This window comes from Streptomyces sirii (assembly GCF_045690365.1).
GTDB lineage: Bacteria > Actinomycetota > Actinomycetes > Streptomycetales > Streptomycetaceae > Streptomyces > Streptomyces sirii.
In genome coordinates, this window is record NZ_CP147982.1 from 1,719,422 (window position 1) to 1,741,541 (window position 22,120).

Sequence of the window (22,120 nt, forward strand, 5' to 3'; positions counted from 1 at the left end):
GCCGCCCGCTCCGGCCGCCCCACCCACAGCAAAGGAACACACCCTGATGAACCACGATGTCATCGTGCTCGGGGCCGGCCTGGCCGGGCTCGCCGCGGCACGGGACCTGAGCGCGGCCGGCGCCGACGTGCTCGTCCTGGAGGCCCGCGACCGGGTCGGCGGACGCGTCGAGCAGGCCGTACTCCCCGACGGCAGGCTGGTCCAGCTCGGCGGGGAGGTGGTCGGCCGGGCCCACACCGCCTACCTCGCACTGGCCGAGGAGCTCGGTCTGGCCCTGGTACCCAGCTATGTGGCCGAGCCCGGCCGGATGGCACGGGCCACCGCGGAGGGCGTCTCGGCCGGCGAGCCGCCGCACTGGTTCGGCCCCGGTGACGAGGCCGGCCACCGGCGGGTGACCGAGGCGTTCGTCGCGCTGGCCGGGACCGTCGACCCCGAGGACCCCTGGTCCCATCCGCAGGCGGCCGCCCTGGACCGGCTGTCGGTCGGCGACTGGCTGCGCTCCGAGGGCGCGAGCCCGGCCGTCGTCCGTCTCTGGGAGATCGGCCAACTCGCCCTCGCCAGCGGCTCGTACGAACGCACCTCGCTGCTCGCCGCGCTGCGCAAGCACGCCGCGGTCCCCGGAGCCGGCGCCTACGACTACGAGGACTGGGAGGGGCTCCGGGTCGCCGAGGGCTCGGCGACCGTGGCGCTGCGGATGGCCGCCGGGCTCGGCCGGCGGATCCGGCTCTCGGCGCCCGTCGAGGAGGTGGCGGTGCGCTCGGAGGGCTGCCGGGTCCGACTGGCCGGCGGTGAAACCCTCACCGCGGGCGCCGTCGTCAGCGCCCTGCCGGTCGGCCCGCTGCGCTCGGTCACCGTGACCGGCGTCTCGGAGGCACGGCTCGCCTCGCTGCACCGTCAACGGCATGCGGTGGCGGCGAAGTTCGCGGCCGCCTACGACCGGCCCTTCTGGCGCAACCTGGAGCTCAACGGGCTCTCCGAGTGCGAGGGCGTGCTCGGCAGCACCTGGCCGCAGAGCGAGGGCGTACTGTCCGCGCTGATCCCGCCCGAGCGCTATGGCGTGCTGCTGGGGATGCCGGCGGAGCTGCGCGACCAGGAACTGCTGGGCGACGTCGCCCGCCTCTACGGGGCCGAGGCGCTCCAGCCGTTCAGCTGCTACCTGCGGATGTGGGGCACCGACCCGTGGACCCAGGGCTATGTCACACAGTGGAACCCGGGGGACGTGATGGCGGTCGGCCCGCTGCACGGCACCCATGAACCGCCCTTCTACGTCTGCGGATCCGACCAGTGGGTGGCCGGCTACATGGAGGGCGCGGTGCGCACCGGCCGGGCCGCGGCGCGGGAGGTGCTGCGCCATGGCTGAGCACCGTAGTGCCGAAGTGCTGCTCAACCACGTGGCGGGCACCGACCGCCCCGCGGCCTCCGGCGCGACGACGGACCTGGTCGACCCCGCCACCGGACAGGTGCACCGCAGCGCACCGCGCTCCGGCCCCTCGGACGTGGACGCCGCCTGCCATGCGGCCGAGGCCGCCTTCACGCACTGGTCGCTGACCACTCCCGCGGAGCGGCAGCGGGCACTGCTGCGGATCGCCGACGCGCTCGACGCGCACGCCGACGAGCTGGTCGCCGCCGAGGTCGGGGACACCGGCAAGCCGCCGGAGCGGTTCCGCACCGACGAACTCCCCGCGGTGACCGACACCTTCCGCTACTTCGCCGGGGCGGCGCGCAACCTGCCGGGCGCCGCGGCCGCCGAGTACACCGAGGGCCGCACCTCGCTGCAGCGCAGGGAACCGGTCGGGGTCTGCGCCCAGATCACCCCGTGGAACTATCCGCTGATGATGGCCGCGTGGAAGGTCGCTCCGGCGCTCGCCGCGGGCAACACCACCGTCCTCAAGCCCGCCGACACCACCCCTTCGTCCGCCGTACTGCTGGCCCGGATCGCCGCGGAGGCGCTGCCGCCCGGCGTGCTCAACGTGGTCTGCGGCGACCGCGACACCGGCCGGTCGCTGACCGAGCACCCCGTGCCCCGCCTCCTCGCCCTCACCGGCAGCGTCCGGGCCGGCCGGGAGATCGCCGCCACCGCGGCCCAGGACCTCAAACGGGTCCACCTGGAGCTGGGCGGCAACGCCCCGGTCCTGGTCCACGGCGACGTGGACATCGAGGCCACCGCGGCCGAACTCGCGGCCGTCGCCTACTACAACGCGGGCCAGGACTGCACCGCCCCCACCCGGCTGCTGGTGCACCACCGCCGGTACGACGCGTTCGTCGCCGCCTTCGCCGCCTGCGCCCGCACACTGCGCACCGGCCCACCCGACGACCCCTCAACCGACTACGGCCCACTCAACAGCGCAGCCCACCTCCGTTCGGTCCAAGGGGTGTTGGATCGACTCCCGCAACACGCCGAAGTGGTGACGGGCGGTGCCGCGCCGGCGCGGCCGGGCTGGTTCCACTCCCCCACCGTGGTCGCCGGGGTGCGCCAGGACGACGAGATCGTGCAGGAGGAGATCTTCGGCCCGGTCGTCACGGTGCAGCCGTTCCGCGACGAGGCCGAGGCCCTGCGCCTGGCGAACGGGGTCCGCTTCGGCCTCGCGGCGAGCGTGTGGACCACCGACCACGACCGGGCCATGCGGGCCGTACGGGCGCTGCACACCGGGATCGTCTGGGTGAACACCCACGGCACCACCGTCTCCGAGATGCCACACGGCGGCGTCAAGCACTCCGGCTACGGCAGCGATCTGTCCCTGGCCGGACTGCTGGACTACACCCAGGTCAAGCACGTCATGCTGTGAGCCGGGGGGGATCCCGGGGACCGGGGACTTCCCCCCGCTCCCCGGGACGGAACCACTCACCCGAAGATGTCAGTGCCCCGTGCTAACCATGGTCACATGACCGCTTCGACCTACCCCGAACTCCTCCGATCTCTCGACGACTTCATCGAAGGCACGAACACCGGAAGCACGAACCCGCACCACGCTCGGCACATCACCGGCCTCTACCACCTCCTCACCCCCCTCCTCAGCCACATCGAACACGCCGACCTGGAATTCACCGACGAGCCCGTGCTGTCGAATCCGGAAGCGGTGCGCGGGCTGCGCCGGGCGGCCGCCGGGGAAACGGTGGACGCCGACGCGATCCACGAGCACTTGACCGCGCTGGGGCTGGCCTACTCCGAGGACCAGGATCCGGACTTCCACGTGATATCCCAGTCGGCCTACGCGGCGGCGGCCTGGCTGAGCCTGCTGGCGGGACGGAAACTGCGCACCGATGACCATCTGGACGACGGCGAGGACGTCCTCCCCCGTTTCGCGCCCTCGACGTTCACACAGATCATCGACCTTCTGGCATGGACTCGCTCAGATCAGGTGTACGTCATCTGGGAGGACGCCGCCACCGACCCCGACCTGGGAGACCTCTCGGCCGCAACCCGCGAACTCGGGGCGATGCACGTGGAGTTCACGGCCTGACGGGCGCATCGGCCGGGCGGCCATGGACATGAGCACGGGCATGGGCGTGCGCCAGGCCGTCAACTCCTCGGCTCCGCCACCAGGGCACAAGCTGGACGACCCCGAAAGCCAACTCGACGCCGAGGAACAGCCACACGATCCGCGAGGCGCCATGGGCCAACGCATACGCCATCCAGGCCGAGAACAAGATGCGCCCGACGCCGTCGAACAACCCATACACCGGCAACGTCCGAACGATGCGCAGTACGGACCAGATCAGCACCACCGACCCCATCAGATTCGCGTACAGGGTCTGCCACAGATCCAGCTCGGGCACGGCGCCAAGCCCCCATGCCTCGGCCGTGAATGACAGCGCGTCATGCATCACCACATACGTCCACGGTGTCACGAATCCGATGGCGATGACGAGGTCGTACCAGGCACTTACGCGTACGACCCGGACATAGCCGGGGCGCGCGGGGGTGACGGAACGGATCACGAAGAAGCTCCTACTGGTCGTGGGACATCGGCGTGCCTCACGCTAAACAGTGGAGTACGGTCCAAGGTCAAGTTCATCGTCCGAAGGGGGCTCAGAGGCATGCGCATCGGAGAGCTGGCCGCGCAGACGGGCATGACCAGGGACACGATCCGGTTCTACGAGAAGGTCGGCCTCATCGCGGGCCGGCGACTGGCCAACGGCTACCGCGACTTTCCACCCGAGGCCGTGGCCTGGCTGCACTATGTCCGCACCGCGCAGTCCCTCGGATTCTCCCTCGCCGAGATCGCCCGCCAGGGCGAGGAACTACGCGACGCACCGGACGCCGCGGAGGCGCTGTCCGCCCTGTTCGAGGACAAGATCCAGATCGTCGACGCCCGCATGGCCGAACTCGCGGCCCTCCGCGCCGAACTCACCGCCCGCGTGGGCACGGGCTGCCCGCTGCGACCGACCGACCCGGACGAGCAGGGGGTTGGTCGGCCAACCTGGACGAGCGGGACGTTGGGAACACTCTCGGTTTGATTCTGTGCGGCGACGTCGGCTACCCCGAACGCGGCGATCGCTTCGCCTCGGAAGGTGTATCGGCCGGACGCTCCCGGGACAGCACTGTGAAACCCGGGGGTTGAGAGCTTGTCGGCGCCTCTGGGTACGCTGGCACAGACATGAGACGGACGTGAACCGGCATCTCGATGACGCCGGGTGGTGAACGGGGGCGCAGTCATGGGCGAAGGGTTCGAGAGCAATCCGGAGACGCTGAAGGCCGAGGGGAGGAACTTCTCCGAAATCGGCAGGGATTTCTACCAGGCGACCACCAAACTGAAGAACGGCCTGGCCGCGCAGGGTGACGGTGGAGGCGGCGGAGGCGGAGCGCCGAAGGAGACGACGTTCTCGAGTGTCGCCCAGGACGCCTGGAAAGGCCTGACCACCTTCAGCGACAAGGAAGGCACCCCACCGTGGGGTGACGACGAGCTCGGCGAGAAGTTCGGCGTGGTCTACGAAGGCCTGCGCGACGGCATGACGGACTCGATGGAGCACCTTGCCACCAAGCTCAACGAAATCGGCAAGGCGTTGGAGCGGATGGCGAAGAACCACGAGGAGAACGAGGACTTCAACGACGCTCTGGTCAAGGAGCAGAAGCCGGAGAACCAGTTCGGCGGCGAGGTGCGAATTCTGAAGTCCGTGAGCAAGTGACACGGTCCGCACCACGGGGGCGTGTGGCGACGCGACCGTACAGCGGGGTTGCAGGGCCGCCATAGCAGCACAGTCGCGGCAGCCAGGGTCGAGTGTGTGCGCCGTATCGGTTTCGGCGTCGGCTCGGCTTCGGCTCGACGTTTCGACGGCCGCCTGCCCCGCGCCAAGCCCGAGTTCAACCGCATGACCGCGCCTGCCCCACAGTCGCCCCTTCACTGATAGGAGAGAGTCCGTGTCGCACCCCGACGCGCCGGAACCGGTACAGCCCGTCCCCGCCACTGCCGAAGAGGCATTGGCTGCAGCTCGCGCCCGATTCGAAGTACTGGATCTGGAAGGAAACCCGGCGCCGTTGTACGTGGTGGAGTTCGACACCGGCTTCCTCGTCCACGCCGTCATGCCCCCACCGCCACCCGGCACTCAGGCGCCGTTGGGTGGCAGTCACATGGTGATCTCCAAAATCGACGGAGCCGTCACCTATGTCCCCAACTTTCCGCCGGACTCCGCGATCGAGCTGTACCGCAGCCTGCGCCGGCCCCATGGCTAGGGCTGCCGCCTGACGGCTGGACGGCTGGACGGCTGGACGGCTTTGAACCGGATGCCTGCTACAGCACTGTGACACCACGGAGTTGAGGGACCGAAAGGACCGTTGGGTAGGCTCTGGCATGGGCATGGCTCTGCGCCGACGCGAGCCGGTTGAGCACTCACGAGGCACGGAATGGCGCCTCCGGCAGCAGCAGAGAAGCAGGGCCCTTCCGCCGGCGGTGCGGTGGATGGGGTCGGTCGGCCGCCTACAGGGCGGGACGACACGAATTACATGGGGACAACGGGGGTCTTCGTCATGGCTTTGATGCTGCCGAACGCACTTGAGTGGGTTCTCGAGATGTGTGGCTTCGACTGGCCCACAGGCGACGAAGACAAGATGATGGAGTGCGCCAACACCTGGCGCCAGTTCGCCGCTGATGTGGAGGCCCTCCAGGCCCGTGGCATGAGCGCCGCCGGCAACGTCCTCACCGAAAACGCCGGCGACTCCATCGAGGGCTTCAACAAGACCTGGGAGAAGTTCGCCGGCGGCTCGGGCTACTTCGACGACGCCCGCCAGGGCGCCGAGCTGATCGCCATATGCATGGACGCCGCGGCGATGCTCATCATCGGGCTAAAAGTGGCGGTGATCGCCCAGTTGATCATCCTGGCGATCGAGATCGCCGCGGCCCAGGCCGCCGCTCCCTTCACCCTGGGTCTGTCCGAACTCGGCGCGATGGGCGCGGCCGCCGCCACGCGTTTGATCCTGCGCAAACTCCTCAAGGAGATAGCCCAACAGATCCTGCAGGCGGTGTTGGAGACCGCCAAGGAACCCTTCGTCTCCGCTCTCGAAGCCATGGTCTCCGACCTGGTCGCCCAGACCGTCGAGCAGAACTTCGGCAAGCAGTCGGGCTACGACCTGGGCCGCACCGCCAAGAAGGGTTACGAAGAGGGCAAGGACGCCCTGAAGAATTCCGGTTCCACCTTCGGCGAGTCCCTGCGCGACGGCGCCGGCTCCCGCGCGGGGCATGGCGCCCGCCACGGACTGACCAACAGCGGAAACGACGGCGGCGACGGCTCGTCGGACTCCGGCAACGACAGCTCGTCGAACTCCAACGATTCGTCGACGAACGACAGCAGCTCCAACGACTCTTCGTCCAACGATTCGTCGTCGAACGATTCGTCGTCGAACGATTCCTCGTCGTCCCACAACAACTCGGCGTCCAACGACAGCAGTTCGTCCAACAACTCCCCCAGCCCCTCCCATTCGTCGAACTCGCCGAGCTCGTCCACCTCGCCATCGAACGACAGCAGTTCGTCGAGCAACTCCCCGAGTTCCAGTAGTTCACCGAGTTCGAGCAGCGGCGACTCCGGGCGCAGGGCACCCGATATCGGCGGTCCGTCGTCCTCGTCTCCGTCGAGCGGTTCGGACGGTTCTTCGTCGGGCCCGTCCTCGTCATCGAGCCCGTCCTCGTCGTCCGATGGCCCGTCGGCTTCGAGCTCGCCCTCCTCTTCCTCAAGTACGCCGTCCAACAGCAGCACGGACAGCACCGGCAGCCCGGACTCGTCGAACCCTTCGTCGTCCTCGCCCTCACCGAGCCGTGGCTCCGACTCGCCCAGCCCCTTCGACGTGGGCACCCGGGCCTACAACGAGAGCATCGGTCTTCCTCCGGGCGACGACTCGTCCACCCCCGACTCGTCTCCGGACTCGTCCACGCCGTCCACCACGACGAGGCCGGACGTCCAAGGCGGACCGGCCCCCGACACCACCCCTGACTCCGCCCGTCCGGACAGCACACCGGACGCCCCGCCGACCACGGCACCGGGCAACGAGCCGTCCCCGCCCTCCAACTCCTCGCCCATCGAGGGCCCGGGCAGCGCGCCGGATGTCGACGGCTCCCCGGCGCCGGACACCACTCCGGACAGCGCTCGCCCGAGCCGCCCGGAAATCGTCGACGTCCACACCCCGGAGCCGGGCGCGTCGATCCCGGACCCGCGCAACACCGAGCCCGCACCCATGCCGTCCCCACCGCCGGAGACAGACCGCCCCGAGGCCGCACCGGCCCCGGCTCCCGACAACTCCCGCCCCGAACCGGGCGTGCACCAGGTCGACCGCGACTCGGGCACCACCATGCCCGCACCGGCCCAGGGCCCCATGCCGGGCGACTCCAACGACGGCAACAACAACGACAACCAGAGCCAGGGCAGCGGCCGTGTCTCCATGCCGAGCGGCGCCATGCCCGGCAACACGCCCACCGCAAGCCCCAGCCCTGGTCAGGGCCACGCGCCGACACCGTCGACACCGACCCCGCAAAACCCGGACGACGACAACATGGGCCTCATGGGCAACGTCGCCACGGCGGCACCCCCGGCCCCCGGTACGCAGCCCGGTGAGGCGGGCCTCCCGCAGCAGGCGGCCCCGTCGTCCGCGACGCCCTCGACGTCGCCCCCGGGTGCCATGCCACCACCGGCGGCCGGCCCCATCCCGACGCAGGCGCCGGCGGCCGGCACCCCCAGGACAACACCGCCGAGACCGCGGGCCACCGCGCCCGGCGCCACGACGCCGCGTACGGAACAGCCCAGCACCAGGCCCACGACGCCGTCGCGGGACACCCAACAGAACCGTCCCGCATCGCCGCCGCGCACCGAGACGCCTGGGCGCCCGACCACGGCGCCCCGCGGCGAGCAGCCGACGAACCGTCCGACGGACCAGCAGTCACCGGCCGAGTCCCCCACTTCCACGCCGAACGACCAGGGGATGCCGGCCCCGAACAACCAACAGCCGGACAGTCAGCAGTCGGACGTCACCGACCAGACGCCCGATCAGAACCAGCCCCCCGCTGACGACAGCGCGCCCGAGCAACCCACGGCGCCTCCGCCTCCGGCCCAGGCAGACGACCTTTCGGACATCCGCAACGACCTGAACATCCCGTCCGAAGGACTGACCACGCCCGACCCCGCCCATCAGCAGGACCTCGAGAACGCCCACCCGCGGAACCCCGACGGCACCCCGCAGGTGTACGCGGACCCGCGGCAAGGAAACTGGGCCGGTCTGCAGAACGACGGCGGCGTGGGGGTACCGGGCCGATCCAACAACTGCGCCGACTGCACCCGCTCGTTCCTCGAGACATGGTTCGGCCGCCCGACGGTGTCCGCCCCGCGCACCTTGGACCTCAATGCGGACGGCAGTCTGAACACCTTCTCCGCGGAGCGCGACTCGGTCGACAACCAGGCGCGTTGGGCCGGCGCACCCAGCACGTACGCGGGCAAGGACCATCCCAACCCTTACGCACGTATCGCCTACGAGCTGTCGCAGGCCGGGCACGGCTCGGCAGCCGTGATCGGCGTCAACTGGCCCGGCGGTGGCGGCCATGCCTTCGCCGCGGTCAACCACAACGGCCAGGTCCTGTTCGTCGACGCGCAAACAGGCGTCGTCAGCGAGAACCCGATTCATCTGGGCGCCCAAGAGGTCTTCTACACCCCGCTGGACGCCAATCGGAATCCGATCACTCCGTACTTCCTGACCCCGTCGACGCCTCAACCGTCCTCCCAGAACACCCCGGACACCAACAACAGCCCGGGCCCCGACTCGTCGACGGATCAGTCAACTCCCGACACTCAGTCGGACGGACCTGCCAACACCTCGCCGTCCACTGAGCCGTCCACCGACGAAACGCCCTCCGACAACGACGACTCGACCGCCGAACAGAACACGAACGACGGCAGCACCGACACGGCACCGCCGTCGACGACCCCGGAATCCTCCATAACGCCGGAGACGACGCCGACGCCCGAATCGACACCGACCCCGGAGACGACGTCGACACCGGAGACGACGTCACCGCAGAACGACTCGGAAGCGACCCAGGACTCGGACGCGACGGACCAGGACGGCCCGCAGCCCGACGACGGGCAGGACACGCAGCACAGCCAGGAATCCCAAGCCCCTCAGGATTCCCAGGACACCCACGACACCCAGGACACCCAGGACACCCAGGACCTTCAGGACACCGACCAGCAAGCGGAGTCGAGGGAACCGGTCTTCCCGTCCACCGCCACGCGCCCCTCCGGTCCGCCGGATGGCTACGACGACCCCACCGACGCCGACAACCGTGCGCAGCAAGAGCGATTCCCGCGCAACGAGGACGGCTCGTTCCAGCAGGCCCCTGACCCGCGCGAGGGCACGTGGGTCGATGATCTGCGCGGCCAGAACCCCGACGAGTCCGGTCGCGACGTCAACTGCCCCGACGGAACACTGGCGTTCGTCGAGTCGTACGCGGGCAACCCCACGGTCGCAGCCCGCCGCAGCCCGAACGAGGACGGCACCCCCGCCGACACTCCCGAGCCCAACGGCCGCGACCGTATCGAGAACGCCCTGGGCGCCGAGTTCGACGACTTCGGCGACGGCCGCGACGCGTACAACAACCTGGAGACCACCCTCCTCAACGAGGGCCACGGCTCACAGGCCGTGATCATCACCCAGAACGCCGACGGCCGTGCCCACGCCTGGAACGTGGTCAACCACAACGGCCAGATCGTCTACGCCGACCCGCAGACGGGCCAGAGCAGCACCACCCCGCTCCACAGCGGCAACAACGGCGTCTTCGCGATCCCGTTGGACGCCAACCGCCGACCCATCGAAACCACCAACCAGCCCACCACGCAAAACCAGAGCCAGACCGCACCTGCCGGTACCGACCACACAGCGCCCCAGCGCCCGGCCGGTTCGCCCCCTGAGTCCAACGACCCCAGCGCGGAAGCCACTCGCGAGCGGCGCAACCGGAGCCTTCCCGACCCGGAAGGACTGACCGATTCGCATGCGAACCTTCCTCCGGACACGGCACAGAGCGACCTTCGAGACGCGCACGACGTCCATCGGATCGGTCTGGACCCGGTCCAGGCGCAGATGCGGCAGTGGGCCCAGCCGCAAGGCAACCCGCCCCGGGTGCCCTTGGCCGACGTACTGCGGGAATCCATCGATCGCCGCCAGGCGCACGCGGAGTCGGCACAGCAGGTACGTGAAGCCAGGCAGGACTACGACAGGGCGCTGAAGGAAGTCGCCGACGCCAAGGCAGAGCGGACCAGGGCGGCGACCGCGGAGCGGAAAGCCAAGACCGACGACGCGAAGCAGGCGGTTCAGGCCAAGCGGGCGGCGGCGGAGCAGCGGCTCGCCGATGCCCAGCAGGCTCTCCCCCAGGCCAAGGCCGCCCACGAGGCCGCGATGACGGCGCACCGGGATGTTCCGATGCCGTCGACGAACTTCACCGACAGTGATCTCCGGCAGCATCTCGATCCCGCGTGGTCGGACATGAACGACGGCCAGCGGTACGCCGCGATCGCCACTCTGGCCCGCATCAGCCAGTCCTTCCATGCCAACAACGCCGTTGGCGTGAACCCTGACCCGGCCGCGAACAACGACGCGTACAACAACGGAAAGTTCCACGAGTCAGCGGCTCCCTGGCGACGTGAACTCGCATCGCACCCGGACGGGACGAACCTTCGGGATGTGGAGGATCTCAAGCGGCTGCTTGAGGAGACGGACGGCAATTCGCCCGACTTCTCCGGCAAGAACTACGCGGTCGTGGAAGTCTTCGACCCGGACACCAAGGAAAGTCACTACATCGTCGATTCGTCGGTTCCCCCTGCCGTGGACGGCGCCGACCCGATGCACTCCGAGTCCCACATCCTCAATTGGATCGACCAGCTCAACGAGAACCGCGAAGCTCGGGAGCAGGCCAAAGTCAAGGTCAAGGGCCTCTACACCGAACGTGAGCCCTGTGGCCTGCCCACCACCAAAACCGGTCATCCCACCGGCCACGCCAACTGCTCCCAGACCATCAACGATTCCCAGGCGATGGACCGTGTTCCCGTCTACTACAGCACGACCTATCGAGCGGACCCGGACCTCAAGAAGCTCAAGGCGGCCGAGCGGGACAGGCTGCGCGCGGAAGGCAAGACCGAGTCTCAAATCAAGACTGCGCTCGGCAAGTACCGCACGCCGAGCCAGCAGACCCAGGACGCGGAGATTCAGCAACACCTGAACTTCGTCAACGAATTGGCACAGACGCTGGCGAATCCGGGCCAGAACACACCTCCGGCCCCAACGCCCGACCAGAACACACCGCCCACCCAGGCACCTCAGTCGGGCCCTTCCCATCCCACGGACCCCCATCCCACGGACCCCCACCGCACACCCCCATCGGACCCGGCAGGCACAGACCGCCGTCCCCCCGCCGACCCCGCAGGCACAGACCGCAGGGCCCCGGCAGACTCCGCCGGCACGCCGACCACCAACCCGACCGATAGCGAGCGCACACCTTCGGCAGACCTCACGAGCGTCAACTCCCCTGTGGACAACGGGACTGCGGCCAACGGAACTGCGGACAACGGAACCTCCGCGCCGGCGCACTCGCAGCGCTCGAACCGCGACGTTTCGCACACGGAGTCCGCACTCGCGGGCGCGGGAGAGACCCCGCGCCCCACCAGCGCCGCCACGGGGGTTGCCGAGCAGGCAGGCTCCCCGGACCCATCCGCCGGCGAGCCCCGCGAGGGCTCCCCGGCCTCGGACAACGAGCCTGAAAAGCGAGGCCGGTTCAAGCGGGTCTGGCAGTCGCTCACCCAGTCAGGCCCGGCCGAGCCCACCGAGATCACCACCGAGGTGGACCAGCCGCAGTTCGGCAACCACGAGAAGCTGCCGGAGCACCAGGCCGACAGTTACGGCACTCCGCTGGACCGTCGTGACGGGACGCGCGTGCCGCTGTTCGACGGGCCTCCGTCGCGTGAGCAGACGACGCAGGGTGAAATCGGTGACTGCGGCATCATCGCCACCATGGGAGCCATCGCGAGCCGGTACCCGGATCTCCTCCAGGACATGATTCGCGAGACGGAGGACGGCGACTACGAGGTCCGCTTCCACGAGGTCGCGCGCAACAGGTACGGCAACCACGCTCCGACCGGGCGCATCCTGACCATGCGGGTCACTCCCGACCTGCCTGTGTACAGCGACTTCCCCACCCTCACCCCCTACGCCAACGCCCACGACGTGGGTGTGGCCTGGCCGGCGATCATGGAGAAGGCCATCGCGGGCCTGGACCAGTTCTGGGACGACAAGCAGCGCGAGCACATGTTGCAGTTCCCCCGCTACAAGGACTTCGACGGCAACCTGCTGACTGGCTACTCCCGTATCACCCATGGCTCCACATCGGGCGACCGTGCCGAGCTGCTCGCCCAGATCACGGGACGTACGGCGGAGAACCACGATGTCCCGACGCAGTACGATATGCAGGGCCGCAGCCCGGAAAAGCAACTCCTGACCCACCTGCGGGAGCTCACGGAAAGCGGTAGGCCGGTCGTTATCGGCACCGTCCCCAAGGGAAAGGGTGTGGAGAACAAGATGGAGAAGGGCCTCCGGAGTTCCCACGCCTACGAGATCGTCTCGGTCGACGACAAGGGCCTGATTCATTTGCGCAACCCGCACAACAAGGACCATCCCGAGCCGCTGACGCCCAAGGAATTCATGAAATACTGCAGCAACCAGTACGCGTCTTTGGAGGATGAGAAGTGAGTGCTGACACAATTCACCTCTGGCACGGAATTCAGAAAAATCTCGAGAACGCCAGCTTCTCAGTGAACGACATCTACAGGGAGTCCGACGCCGCGGTCAGGGTTCGGCTCGTGACCTTCGCCACCGAGGAGCAGACTCACATCCTCCGCATCGGTGAGAACTTCCCCGTGGGCGACGAGACGTGGCAGCTCGCCGACTTGACGGGTTGGCCGAGCGAGGACGACTGGACCGTGGTGCTGCGCCGCGTCTCGGCTGCCCCGGCCTGATTCCGCCACCGCCCACCACGCGTGGGGTCGAGGAGAAATTCGCGCAACTGAGGAGGACCATGCCCGAGCCAACCACCGACACCCCCGGAATCCCCGAGGAAGAGGTAACCGGTCGCGTCGGCGCATGGTGGCGTGAGGGTGGGCTCGGCGGCCAAGTGGCCTTTCTTGTTGCTTCGGACGGCCATGACGCGTCGGCCGTCACGCGGGAGATCCACGAGCACGTGCCCGGCAGTGTTGTCGTCGACGCCACGGGTCTCACCGCCGAGCAGGTCATGCAGCAGGCCCTCACGGCGCTCGGAGTCGATCTGTCCGCGGACAAGCGGGACGACTGGCGTTTCGCGCTCGGCGCGTGGCCCGAGGAGCGGTTGCTGCTGGTCGTGAACGCTCATCGTGCCGGGCCGACACGGCGGTCGCACGAGCCCGAGCGGTTGGTGACCCGGACCCTTCCGTGGCTGGCGCGTGGCAAGTTGGCCGTGGTGGTCCATGTGGTTCCCGAGTTGCTGCCGGCCCGCGTTGATCCCAGGGCGGTGTTTCGGCTGTCCCTGGCGTCCGTCGAGTCTCTGCCGGCGGTAACAGAGTCCGTTGCCTTGCGGGCGTTGGCACTGGCCGAGCCCCGCTTCGTACCCGTCCCTGTCTGGGCCCGACTTGTCACCGCGCTGACCGGTGAAGCGACATCCGAAGACGAACTCGCTGAATTCGCGAGAGAAGGATCCGGAATTCTTCGGCTCGGACCTCTCGGGGTTTCCTTTGTCGACGAGGGCCTGGCCGAGACCTTGCGTCGGGAGATCGAATCCTCCGAACTCTCGCGTGTGAACAGGCATGTGGTTGCTTGGCTGATGCGCTCGGCTCCGGGTTTTCACCACCCCGAGGGGTGGGCCAAGCGCGGTGCCGTCGGCTTGTACGCGGCTACCGGGCTCGCCATGCACGCCGTACAGGCGGGAACGTACGACGAAGTTCTTCGGGACGGACGTGTCATCGCCAATCTGCCGCAAACGGCGCTCATGGACGCGGCACGAAGCATCACGTTCCTCATCCCCGGAAACACGGCCGCCGCCGACGCGATTCATCTGTGGGGCTGGGGAGTCACACCGCGGCATCAGACGGAGTGGGCTTCGTGGGTGCACTTGATGGCGCTTTCGCGCGACGATCTCGAGTTCGCGTCAGCGGTCGCCTCCTCTTGTCTGACACTGCCCTGGCAGGTCAAGTGGGCCCATTGGCGGCCGCCGGGTGGCTATCACGCGCACTATCTGCGGGCCGGGAGATTCGCCGCACTGGCGGAGGTGCGCTGGCAGGGGCGACCCGCCATTGCCGGTTTGCAGCAGCGGACGGTGGACGGCGCACAGCAGCCGTATGTCTCGATCTGGGACATGGAGACGGGAGACCGTGTCGCAGGCCCTTGGGAAAGCGACGAGATTCCGCAGGAGCACCGTGCGGATCTCACCTGGCCCGCGTCACCCACGGACGTCTCCGCTTCGCCCGCTCTCGCCCGAGAGCTGTTCGGCTCGTCGTTCCCCCGGCGAAGCGAGCAGGATTTTGTACTGCCTTGCGCCCCATTGGCCGTGGGTGAGGTCGTCGTTTTCGGGGGCGACCTGGGGCTGATCGCCATCCGGCCTGCGGACGGTGTGGACATCTCCGACTTCGGTTCCCGGCAGCAGCCCCTGAGCTGGGATTACACGGACGCGGGCGCGAGCAGTCCGAGCGACGCGCCGGCCCCGAGTCACGAGGACGTCATCACCCTGTTCGGCGAGGACGCGATCTATCCCATCGAGGTCGAGGATTTCCCGGATCGGCTCACCCACCCGGCGACCCGCGAACTTCTCCTGGAATTCGGGCTGCCCTCCATGAACGAAGGCTCCATGGGGCTTTTCCCATACGGCAACTGGGAAATCGGCATTCTCGACGAACTGCCCTCCTGGCCCGAGGGAATCGAGCCTGTCCCCGAAACCGGGCCCTTCTTCCAGTTCGGCAAGTGGATGGGCGGCAAACTTGTCGTCGACGGGCCCACCGGACACGTCCTGCGCGTTCCCACGAAGCCGGGCCAGGATCACCTCGCCGGCCTTCCCGCCGCGCACAGCCTCGAAGATTTCCTCACCATGGTCGCGCTGTGGACCACCGGACTGCGCACGCGGAGTATTCTGCCCCCGGCCAATTCCGAGCGGGGGCAGATCACCTATTGGGTCCTGGGCGCGCTGGCCGAAGTCGACGAAGCGGACAGTGAGCAGCCCGCCTGGTCGTACGTACTCCACAACGAGTGACGCCGATCAGTCGGAGAGGCGGGCGACAAGACGCCTCAGCCCCTCCTGGCAGTTGACCCCCGTCTGGAGCGCCTTCCACGCCTGGGCGACCTGCAACTCGGACAGGCCGGGCAAGGTCTCGTCGATCCGTGTGCGCAAGCCCGGCATGGGCCTGGTGCCGATCAGGTCCTCGGGACGCATCGTGGCCATCAGCCCTTCGACCGCTGGACGGTCGGCCTCGGTCGGAAGGTCGGCCAGGACCAGCGCGACCACGTCCACGGACGCGAACTCCCGTGCCGCCGCCTCGTCCTTGAGCAGCTCGTCGACAACCCCGCCGATGTGCACGAAGGGGGCGAGCACGTGTACGAGCCCGTTCAGGTCGAGCCCTGCGCGCAGGCGTTCGCGTTGGCGGTTCAGCCATGCGCACAGCACCTCACGGCCCATGGGCGTACGGCAGATGCCCGGGGTGCTGCGCCAGCTGTTGAGTTCCGCGTCCCGGTGCGGGCGATAGTGACGGTGGTACGACACCCCCGCCTCCGGCAACCCTTCCAGCTCGAGTTCGGCGTTGAGCGCGATGCGTAGTTCGCGGGCGAAGCGGGGGTCGGCGAGCAGCCGGGTCAGATGCGGGCGCCGGTGGACGAGCATGTGGGCGGCGCCCGGGCTGCCCAGTTTCGGCGGAGGGTCGGCCAACGGCACTCCGTGTTCGAGGAGTTCGTCCGCCAGGTCGAGCGGGACGGGGGCCCGCCTGCGGTCGGGCGCGGGATAGGGCAGGCGCACCGGAACGGCGTCGGCCGCCAGGCGTGGGGCGAGGCGCACCGCCAGGTCGTACAGCTCGTCACTACGCACACGCCAAGTCGGTTCGCTCGCCAGCCAGTCGTGCAGCAGGCGGGCCGCCTCACCGGCGGGGAGCCCCGGGCGCTCGCCCGTCAACAGGGCCAGGGCACCGCTTCGTCGGAGCAGCGACAGCCAGTCCTCCGTGCTGTTCGCGTCGTCGGGGATCAGCCGCAGTACGTCCTGCACCGTTTCCGGACGTCGCTCGACCAGCAGCTCCAGGGCCTTCCCCTTCAGGGCGTCGACCCAGAACTTGTCCGTGTCGCCCGCGCACAGCCCGACCCTCGGCACGATGCCCTCCAGCAGTGCGGCCACTTCGGACTCGGGATTCGCTCCCGCCGCCCGGGCCACCTTGCGCAGATCCGCGGCCATGCCCGGATACAGGTCGAGGGGCGTGTGTGCGAATCGCACCAGTAGGTCACGGAATCGACGGAGTTGTTCCGGTGAGACCACCGCGCCCCGGGGAGCCAGTTCCTTGGCACGCGCGCGTACCGCCCCGCTGGCCAGCGCTCCATGGTCCGCGAAGGCGGCGTATCGGGCGTCGAGCCATCGCTCGTCGGGCTTGGTGTGGTGCTCGCGTTCGGCGTTCCTGGCGCGCGTGAAGTACCCGGTGGCATGCTCCTTGTGCTTTCCGCCCGCCTTCAGGCACATGTCGGCGAGTTCGTCGAGGAAGGCGGGGAGGAACCTGGGTGCCGTCGCGGCCAGGTGCTCCAAGTCGTCGTCCAAGATGGACTTGTGGAGAGGCGGGCTGCCCCAAAGGCTCCAGCCGAAGGCGCAGGCCGCTTCCAGGGCCGCCTGCTCCTGGCCGGGGTGCGCCGTCATCAGCCGCTCGGGGAACGTGAGTTCGGAGTCTCCGGGAACGCGAATGCCGGTCGCGAACGTGTCCGTGAGCGCCCAGTCCTCCTGCGACGCCAAAAGTGCGTCCCAGTGGCGGGCGAAGGGGGCCCTCAGGAGGAGCGTCATGGTGTGGTCGTCGGGGTGGACGTACGTCCGCGCGATCAGCGCCGCCTCGTCGACATCCGGTGCGGGCGGGTCTGCCGCCGGCTCGCCCCCGGCGTCGTCGAGTGCCTCGCGCCACACGGCGTCGGACTCGGCGAGAGCCATGGGCACGCGCGTGCCCGCGGTGACCCAGGCTTCGGCCTGCACGCGCGCGTGCCTGCGGTGTTCTGTCAGCGCCCGCCGCAGCCGGTACAGCCGGCGTACGCCTTCGCTGTCCGCGAGCCGATCGGGTGCCTGCTGAAGCTTCTTACCGCGTGGATTGCGGTAGACGACCTGGAAGTCGTCGTCCAACTCGGCGGTGTAGCCGTCCACTTCGTAGCGCCGGCCCATGTTCCGGTACTCCCTCCCCGTCTTGGCTCCGGCGATCTCGCGGCCGGGGCACAGTTCCACCGAGCACTTGCCAGTGGCGCCGAGCCGTACCAGGCGTGCGTAGCAGATGAGGCCGAGCAGGAGGCCGAGGACGAAGCCGGCTTTGTGCTGCCGGCCCTGGTACGTACCCGAAGAGGCGCGGCGCGTTGTCGGCAACGCACCGCGCCTCCAAGGCGATCGGGGGCGATCAGAACAACCCGTGCCACATCTGCTCGACGATCACCGACCACCAGTTCCCCGGGTCGTCCAGGGCCGATGCGTCGATGGCGACGAGCTGCTCCTGGAAGGCGGCGACGGCGCTGCCCGCCATGACCGGGTCGAGCGCGATCATCTCCTCGCGCGTGGTGTGCAGGAGCGCGAGGGAGCGGGCGAAGGCGGACACCGAGGCGTTGACGCGGCGGCCCGCGCCGCTTTCCGGAGTGACGGCCCAGAGCTGGCCGACCGGCTCACCCTCCAGATCGGACCCCGTGCACTGAACGGTGATCAGAGCGACCCCGTCGGTGCCGATCCTGACGTGACCCTCCAGGAACGCGAGGGAGTCGGCGCCCGCCCGGGAGCCGACCTCGCGCAGATGCGCGGCGGCGTTGCCGAACAGGCCGGCCGGGAGCCCCACCTCCGGGCTGTCGGCCGTGAAGAAGAACGGGATGTCGGTCGGAAGCCCGGCCCAGGTCAGCGTCGCCTTGGCGGCCTCGGGGAGCGGGGTGGTCGCCAGGTCGTCGGCGTCGTAGCGACGTACGTCGTCAGCGCCGAATGCCTCCGCCAGCTCGCGGCCCAGGGCAACGTCGCGGAGCGGCTCGGCCGGCTCGACGTCGGTCGGCACCGGCGCGCGGTGAGGCCGTGGCGGCGGCTGCTGTCCCGCGATCTGGTGCATCCTCTCGACGTGCTGGAGCAGCCCGGCGATCGCCTCGGCGCGCTCCTCGCCCCGCAGGCCGTACTCCTGCGCGCAGGAGAACCGGGCGTTGGAGTAGACACGGCCGATCAGCCGGCCCGGGTACCCGCCGGGGAGCAGGCTGGAGCTGAGGTCGGTGTGGATCGCGACCACGTTCTGCGCGGGGACGCCGAGGTCCTGGATCTCCGCCATGGCCTGGAACTCGGAGTGCGGCAGACCGGGGGCGGAGTTCTTGAAGAGGCTCGTCTCCTCGCCGGTGCGCGGGTCGACGTAGGTGATGACCGTGGTGTTGCCGGGGCCGGTGACCGGCGGCTGCGCGGGCGGCTCGGTCTCCTGGCCGCCGCCGTGCTTTTGCTGATACATCCGCACGACCTCCTCGACCGGCACGGACGGCCAGGTGCTCAGCTCGCCGGTGCGGCGGTCGACCACACCGCAGGAGTGGCCGATCGTGGCCGGCGGCCGGCGCTTGCCCGTGACCGGGTCACGCTCGATCGGCGGGGCCGCGGCCCACACCACCCAGCCCAGATCGAACTCCTGCGTCCGCACCTCACGGCGCTCCTGTCCCTCGGGGTTGAGCCACCCCTCGGCGGTCGCGAGCGCCTGCTCCTGGCTGATCACGGGAACTCCCTTCGAGTCTTCGGGCGGACGGGGCCGGTGCGGCCGGGGTCGGTGCCGGGCGAGCTCCGCGGCCCTCGTCCGAGTGGGCCTGGGTGCAGGCGGTCTGATGCGGGCACCTTCGAGACGCTTCGGGCCTTCGAGCCTTCGAGCCTAACGGTCTGCGGTGGGTGGGTGTCAGGCGGTCGGGTGGGCATCGGGCCCGGGGGCCTGTGCGGCTTCCGGCTTGGGCTCGGGGGCCTGTACGGGCTCGGGCTCGGCTGCCCGGGGGTCGGGGACGGAGCGCCGAGCGGTCGTGGCATAGGGCTGCGCCGGGTGGATCTGCAGCGCCTTCACACCGCTTTCCGTGGCGACGAGGAGGATGCCGTCGGGGGAGAGGTCGGTTCCCGTGAAGGGCGTGGCGGAGATCAGGGCCGTGACGATCTCCTCGTCGCCCTTCTGCTCGCCGCGACGCCAGACGCGTACATAGTCGGCGCCGCGGCTGAACCCGAGCGGCCCCGTGGCGCGCTCGTCATCCGAGGGGCGCAGGATCTGGGTCGGGTCGGCATCGATGACGGAGCCGGTGGCGAGGTCCTGCACCAGCACGGCGGGGGCCTTGGGATCGTCGGCCTTCAACGGGCTTGAACCCGGGGTGCCTTGAGGCACCGTGCTCACGGCGACGGCGAGCGGGGCCGGCTCCGGAGCGGCGCTGTCCGACGCGGCCGTGGACGGGGGCAGTTTGCCGACGGTCACGGCGTCGACCCCGGGGACCGGTACGCTCCACAGGGTGTGCCAGGGAAGCTCGGGCACAATGCGGCGCAACACCGCCGCGTACTCCGCCAGTCCGTCTTCGACGAACGCGGTCTCCAGGAGCGCCGCTCGAAGGATGGCGGGTGCCTGGGTGCGGGTGAGCAGCGGGGCCGTACGCAGATATGTACGCGCCGGTGCGTCCAACTGCTCCGGAGGTACGGCCTCCACCGCGGCACGCAACCGCACCGGCTCGGCGTGGGCGAACAGGCCGGGGTCGGTGAGGAGCCGGGGGAGCAAACCGGCCTCCAGGGTGTGTCCCGCGATGTGATCGCGAACGTACGCCCCTGCCTTCGCCCAGTCCTGATGGGGTACGGCCTCCAGCAACTCCATGGCGATACGCGCCTGAGCGCCAGGAACATCCGGAATGCCTGCCCGAACGGCCTCGCCGATGCCCGGGTGCTGCAATCCAAGGAGCGTCCGCTCGTCCTCGGGGATGCCTTCGCCGGCCCTCTCGACGCGGCGGATGAAGGGGGCGACGAGCATCATGCCCCGCGCCATGGCCTCGCTCATGTCCCGCTCGGCGACGGCGGAAGCGAGCGGGGTCAGCAGGTGCACGGGCAGGCCGTCGCCCTGGGCAAGGGCGAGGGGCGCGAGGATCTGCCGCAGGGTGCGGGGGTGGGTGTCAAGGCGCTGGGCGTGCAGATCGAGCACTTCGCCGACGCTGCCGGGCAGTTGGCTCGCATCCGCCGGGTCGAACCCCTCCGGGTGCATCAGGATCGACTGCACGGCGAGATGCACGGTCAGACGGCTGCCCGCGCCGTCTCCCGCGTGCCGGGCGATCATCTCGGCGAGCGCGCGTCGAGCGTCAGGCTCGGTCGTGAACGGCAGCTCCGGGGCGCCGAATTGGGGATCGAGCAGCGCCTCGGCCTGCAGCACCAGGCCTTCGGAGTCGGCCCACTCGGGTGCGTCGAGGTCGATGATCTGGGCCACGCCGGGCGGCAGTCCCTCGGCGAGCTCGACGGCGAACTCCCGGGGCACGTCGGCGAGAAGGCGTATGGACTCGACGGCGGCGAGGGGCTTCAGCACGTCCCGCACCACGTGCGCGGGCTCACCCGTCCCCCGCACCGGACCGGCCCGATCCACATCCGGCACCACGATCGTCACCGGCCGCCCGGACGACGGGAGTTGGCCGAGTTCAGGGCAGATGTCGGCGGTGCGGGTCGCGGACAACTCGTAGTGATCGGCGAGCAGCCACAGGGTCTGCGCTGCCGTCAGCCCGACGACGCTCGGCACCGCGGGTGCGGGCAAGTCCGGAGGCACGGTCGCCGGATCGAGCGCGTCCAGCTCGAGCCCCTTGCGATACTCCGGGTCGCAGAGCATCAGGAACCCCGTGAGCAGCCGCGAACACCCGGTGCCCGGGCTTCCGGTCAGGATGACGACCCGAGGCGCGCCCGGCCGCCCCATCCGCCACCCGGTGAGCGCGCGCAGCGCGGCATTGCGCCCCCCGATGTAGGGGTGGGGCTCATGGGCCTTGGTCTGTTCTGGGGCCTGGGTCGGGCTGGTCATTGTCTCCCCGTTGTCCTGTCCGTCCGGCACCGTCAAGCCGTGTTGACCGTACGCCGTTCATCCTAGGGGCGTCGCACGGGGTGAATCACACTCCGACCGCCGCCTTTCCGTAAGCCCTGGGAGCGCGCCCTCAAACGGCTCGGGCTTCCCGACTACCCCGCACGACCTCCGACACAAATGGGCCACCGTGCCCCTGAGCAACGGTGGACCCATCCACGAGGTGTCGCCGTGGATGGGCCACAGCTCCATCAAGATCACGGTGCACCGCTACGGCCACCCCACCCCCTCAACGGCAATGAACGCTGCCGTCAGGTCACCGAGGCCTCCTTCGGGGTGCACACCGTCAGCGCACCCCCAGCACCCGCCGCTGAGTCGGTGACGGCTTCGCCGGGAAGTAGAGGTAGCAGACGCC

General features: G+C 69.5%; 16 protein-coding genes and 1 pseudogene. 10 read left to right on the forward strand and 7 right to left on the reverse strand.

All coding sequences use genetic code 11. From position 1 onward, the window contains the following. Positions 1-46 precede the first annotated feature (46 nt). The 3 genes from WAB15_RS07815 to WAB15_RS07825 all read left to right on the forward strand — a co-directional run bounded on the left by WAB15_RS07815 (position 47) and on the right by WAB15_RS07825 (position 3,461). The gene (locus WAB15_RS07815; protein ID WP_407285788.1) at positions 47-1,360 is read left to right on the forward strand and encodes a flavin monoamine oxidase family protein; all 1,314 of its coding nucleotides are present in this window, start codon (positions 47-49) and stop codon (positions 1,358-1,360) included. After that, entirely contained in the window at positions 1,353-2,786 is a 1,434-nt protein-coding gene (locus tag WAB15_RS07820; RefSeq protein WP_407285789.1) for an aminobutyraldehyde dehydrogenase, read from the forward strand. The genes WAB15_RS07815 and WAB15_RS07820 overlap by 8 nt, the downstream gene beginning before the upstream one ends. A 96-nt stretch (positions 2,787-2,882) precedes the next feature. After that, positions 2,883-3,461, forward strand: coding sequence for a hypothetical protein (locus WAB15_RS07825; RefSeq protein ID WP_407285790.1), 579 nt, complete (start codon positions 2,883-2,885; stop codon positions 3,459-3,461). Here the strand turns inward: WAB15_RS07825 and WAB15_RS07830 are convergent. Next, positions 3,451-3,939: a hypothetical protein gene (locus WAB15_RS07830; protein ID WP_407285791.1), complete on the reverse strand. Its 489-nt coding sequence runs from the start codon at positions 3,937-3,939 to the stop codon at positions 3,451-3,453. The two genes, WAB15_RS07825 and WAB15_RS07830, sit on opposite strands and share 11 nt — an antisense overlap. Positions 3,940-4,038: 99 nt before the next feature. Here WAB15_RS07830 and WAB15_RS07835 point away from each other — a divergent pair, with 99 nt between their 5' ends. The 3 genes from WAB15_RS07835 to WAB15_RS07845 all read left to right on the forward strand — a co-directional run bounded on the left by WAB15_RS07835 (position 4,039) and on the right by WAB15_RS07845 (position 5,671). Next, positions 4,039-4,458 (forward strand): MerR family transcriptional regulator, encoded by a 420-nt coding sequence (locus tag WAB15_RS07835; RefSeq protein WP_407285792.1) that lies wholly within the window; start codon positions 4,039-4,041, stop codon positions 4,456-4,458. A gap of 198 nt (positions 4,459-4,656) precedes the next feature. After that, the gene (locus WAB15_RS07840) at positions 4,657-5,127 is read left to right on the forward strand and encodes a hypothetical protein (protein ID WP_407285793.1); all 471 of its coding nucleotides are present in this window, start codon (positions 4,657-4,659) and stop codon (positions 5,125-5,127) included. Positions 5,128-5,359: 232 nt separating this feature from the next. Further along, a complete protein-coding gene (locus tag WAB15_RS07845) occupies positions 5,360-5,671 on the forward strand; it encodes a hypothetical protein (RefSeq protein WP_399144025.1) in 312 nt (103 codons plus the stop codon). 609 nt (positions 5,672-6,280) lie between these two features. Here WAB15_RS07845 and WAB15_RS07850 read toward each other — a convergent pair. Genes WAB15_RS07850 through WAB15_RS07860 form a run of 3 tightly spaced genes read right to left on the reverse strand, consistent with a single transcriptional unit; the run spans position 6,281 to position 7,869 of the window. After that, entirely contained in the window at positions 6,281-6,676 is a 396-nt protein-coding gene (locus WAB15_RS07850; RefSeq protein ID WP_407285794.1) for a hypothetical protein, read from the reverse strand. Next, positions 6,589-7,284: a hypothetical protein gene (locus tag WAB15_RS07855; protein ID WP_407285795.1), complete on the reverse strand. Its 696-nt coding sequence runs from the start codon at positions 7,282-7,284 to the stop codon at positions 6,589-6,591. Before WAB15_RS07855 ends, WAB15_RS07850 begins: the two co-directional genes overlap by 88 nt. Before the next feature lie 6 nt (positions 7,285-7,290). Further along, the gene (locus WAB15_RS07860) at positions 7,291-7,869 is read right to left on the reverse strand and encodes a hypothetical protein (protein ID WP_407285796.1); all 579 of its coding nucleotides are present in this window, start codon (positions 7,867-7,869) and stop codon (positions 7,291-7,293) included. A 535-nt stretch (positions 7,870-8,404) separates the two neighbouring features. On the opposite strand from WAB15_RS07860, the gene WAB15_RS07865 reads away from it, so the two are divergent. The 3 genes from WAB15_RS07865 to WAB15_RS07875 are packed head-to-tail and all read left to right on the forward strand — an operon-like array spanning position 8,405 to position 15,731. After that, on the forward strand, positions 8,405-13,210 hold the full coding sequence (locus WAB15_RS07865; protein WP_407285797.1) for a toxin glutamine deamidase domain-containing protein: 4,806 nt from the start codon (positions 8,405-8,407) through the stop codon (positions 13,208-13,210). Next, the gene (locus WAB15_RS07870) at positions 13,207-13,476 is read left to right on the forward strand and encodes a DUF6406 domain-containing protein (RefSeq protein ID WP_399144027.1); all 270 of its coding nucleotides are present in this window, start codon (positions 13,207-13,209) and stop codon (positions 13,474-13,476) included. Before WAB15_RS07865 ends, WAB15_RS07870 begins: the two co-directional genes overlap by 4 nt. Before the next feature lie 59 nt (positions 13,477-13,535). Then, positions 13,536-15,731, forward strand: a complete 2,196-nt coding sequence (locus tag WAB15_RS07875) for an SUKH-4 family immunity protein (protein ID WP_407285798.1) — start codon at positions 13,536-13,538, stop codon at positions 15,729-15,731. Between the two features lie 6 nt (positions 15,732-15,737). On the opposite strand, the gene WAB15_RS07880 is transcribed toward WAB15_RS07875, so the two are convergent. The 3 genes from WAB15_RS07880 to WAB15_RS07890 form a co-directional block, all read right to left on the reverse strand. Further along, a complete protein-coding gene (locus WAB15_RS07880) occupies positions 15,738-18,065 on the reverse strand; it encodes a hypothetical protein (RefSeq protein WP_407285799.1) in 2,328 nt (775 codons plus the stop codon). A gap of 31 nt (positions 18,066-18,096) precedes the next feature. Continuing rightward, positions 18,097-19,416 carry an SUKH-4 family immunity protein gene (locus tag WAB15_RS07885; protein ID WP_407285800.1) on the reverse strand — a complete coding sequence of 440 codons (1,320 nt, stop codon included), beginning with the start codon at positions 19,414-19,416 and terminating at the stop codon, positions 18,097-18,099. Positions 19,417-19,590: 174 nt separating this feature from the next. Next, positions 19,591-21,708, reverse strand: a complete 2,118-nt coding sequence (locus WAB15_RS07890; RefSeq protein ID WP_407285801.1) for an ATP-binding protein — start codon at positions 21,706-21,708, stop codon at positions 19,591-19,593. Between the two features lie 160 nt (positions 21,709-21,868). Here WAB15_RS07890 and WAB15_RS07895 point away from each other — a divergent pair. Continuing rightward, positions 21,869-22,087 (forward strand): annotated as a pseudogene (locus tag WAB15_RS07895) (tyrosine-type recombinase/integrase); the annotation flags it as partial. Between the last annotated feature and the right edge of the window lie 33 nt (positions 22,088-22,120).

Coding starts and splice junctions, on each gene's coding strand:
- WAB15_RS07815 (WP_407285788.1), top strand. CDS start 47: ATGAACCACGATGTCATCGTGCTCGGGGCCGGCCTGGCCGGGCTCGCC.
- WAB15_RS07820 (WP_407285789.1), top strand. CDS start 1,353: ATGGCTGAGCACCGTAGTGCCGAAGTGCTGCTCAACCACGTGGCGGGC.
- WAB15_RS07825 (WP_407285790.1), top strand. CDS start 2,883: ATGACCGCTTCGACCTACCCCGAACTCCTCCGATCTCTCGACGACTTC.
- WAB15_RS07835 (WP_407285792.1), top strand. CDS start 4,039: ATGCGCATCGGAGAGCTGGCCGCGCAGACGGGCATGACCAGGGACACG.
- WAB15_RS07840 (WP_407285793.1), top strand. CDS start 4,657: ATGGGCGAAGGGTTCGAGAGCAATCCGGAGACGCTGAAGGCCGAGGGG.
- WAB15_RS07850 (WP_407285794.1), bottom strand. CDS start 6,676: ATGCCCCGCGCGGGAGCCGGCGCCGTCGCGCAGGGACTCGCCGAAGGT.
- WAB15_RS07860 (WP_407285796.1), bottom strand. CDS start 7,869: ATGGAGACACGGCCGCTGCCCTGGCTCTGGTTGTCGTTGTTGTTGCCG.
- WAB15_RS07865 (WP_407285797.1), top strand. CDS start 8,405: ATGCCGGCCCCGAACAACCAACAGCCGGACAGTCAGCAGTCGGACGTC.
- WAB15_RS07875 (WP_407285798.1), top strand. CDS start 13,536: ATGCCCGAGCCAACCACCGACACCCCCGGAATCCCCGAGGAAGAGGTA.
- WAB15_RS07890 (WP_407285801.1), bottom strand. CDS start 21,708: ATGACCAGCCCGACCCAGGCCCCAGAACAGACCAAGGCCCATGAGCCC.